At 45.7% G+C, this 1,199-nt stretch carries 2 protein-coding genes; both read right to left on the reverse strand.

Features of this window, described 5'->3' with window-relative positions; translation table 11 throughout:
• Positions 1 to 613 (reverse strand): metallophosphoesterase family protein (locus ACO6V1_RS24065; RefSeq protein WP_422469148.1); only part of this gene is annotated, 613 nt, incomplete at its 3' end.
• Positions 614 to 1,014: 401 nt separating this feature from the next.
• Positions 1,015 to 1,199: hypothetical protein (locus tag ACO6V1_RS24070; protein ID WP_422469150.1), on the reverse strand; the 185-nt coding region annotated here is incomplete at its 5' end.

Consider the following 1,199-nt stretch of genomic DNA (forward strand, 5'->3'; position numbering starts at 1 on the left):
TTATGCAGTATGAAGCTAAATTTGAATAGTTTTCCATTTTGTGAGGAATTGGCTCATCGTCAAAATAAGCAGGCAAGCCAACACTTCCAGGATTTATGACAAGTGTACTATTACTGAGTTGTACTGTACGTGGGATATGAGTGTGACCACATAGAATAACTTTTTCTTCAACTCCAGCTGTGAGATCTAAAATCTCTGACTCTGGCCTTACTTTTGCACAACCTTCAGAAACATCCTCAAGCATATAAACCAAGTCATTATCTGGTGTTCCATGACAGAGAAAGAGACCGCTTTCCAGAGATTTTGTTGCAGGTAATTCTTTCATCCATTTAAGCGGATCGTTGCCCAGCTCTGAAAGGATAAATTGCATTGTCGGATTTGAAGATATTTCAGAATCTGTAGCTTCATAAATCTGACGATCCTGATTCCCCTTGATTGTTATTATTTCTTCTGTTTGTAGAAGATCATAAGTTTCTCTTGGAGCCAATGGGCCATACAGAATATCTCCAAGATTTATAAGACCATCTACACTTTTTTGTTTTGCATCCAATAGCACGGCTTCCAAAGCCCATACATTGCTATGAATATCTGAAAATACTGCAAGTTTACTCATATGTTGGATTTAGCCATGTAGCGTCTAAATCAGGTGCACCGTAGGCGTCACCTGGATTTACTTGGTACGCCCGGCATGGGCATGAACTGATGGGGTGAAAGTCCCCTGTGGGAGAACCTACATTTGACTGGCGGTAAAGACGCCTGCTGATGACAACCACTAGCTTAAGGCAAGTGCAGTCCCGCGAGGGCCTGTGCGGAGGCAGTCTGAGTGCAAAGGTGCGAGCCGACGGACAGAAATCGCATACAAGGCTGAGTCTCTGGGCGAGTGAGCCAAAGATTACGAAGCCCTCAGGTTCGTGAGACACGGTAAATGCGGCGGTTGTGCACTGAAAGTTCATGTCCTTATTCGGGGAGATCTGTTCAACATGCGATTGGTAATTCCCAGTTCTCAGCCACTGGTTACAACAGGCTCGGCGAGCAGGGCTCATCACCCTGATCGAGCAAACCCGATGGCAACCAATAGCGCCAGCAGAGGCAACTCCGCGTGGTGATTGGACAGAAGTCAGCAGAGGCCATAGTAGCTATACGACAAAAGTCATTAACGGACGGGAAGTCGTCAGCGAAGGGCCGAACATCGATGACAA

The organism is Endozoicomonas sp. ALC013, from assembly GCF_049310205.1.
Taxonomy (GTDB): domain Bacteria; phylum Pseudomonadota; class Gammaproteobacteria; order Pseudomonadales; family Endozoicomonadaceae; genus Endozoicomonas.